1 rRNA gene is annotated in these 255 nt (G+C 49.4%); it reads left to right on the forward strand.

Annotation, left to right across the window (positions count from 1 at the left end):
- Positions 1–169: 169 nt before the first annotated feature.
- Positions 170–255 (forward strand): 23S ribosomal RNA (locus ACQCT8_RS19090); the annotation flags it as partial.

Genomic DNA, 255 nt, shown 5'->3' on the forward strand with positions numbered 1-255 from the left:
TTTTCAAATGAAAATCCAATGAGTCATTTTTAAGAGTTTCTCTTAAAAATGGTTCAGCAGCGAGCGATTCGAGGACGTGAGTGGAGGAATCCCGGAGCGCACTTTTCAGTGCGTGAGGAGATGACGACACGAGCGGACGAAGAAGCGCGACGCTGATCAACCATTTTTTGGTTAAGTTAGAAAGGGCGCACGGTGGATGCCTTGGCACTAGGAGCCGATGAAGGACGGTACTAACACCGATATGCTTCGGGGAGC

Origin of the sequence: Jeotgalibacillus proteolyticus (assembly GCF_050107735.1) — a bacterium.
Taxonomy (GTDB): Bacteria; Bacillota; Bacilli; order Bacillales; family Jeotgalibacillaceae; genus Jeotgalibacillus; species Jeotgalibacillus proteolyticus_A.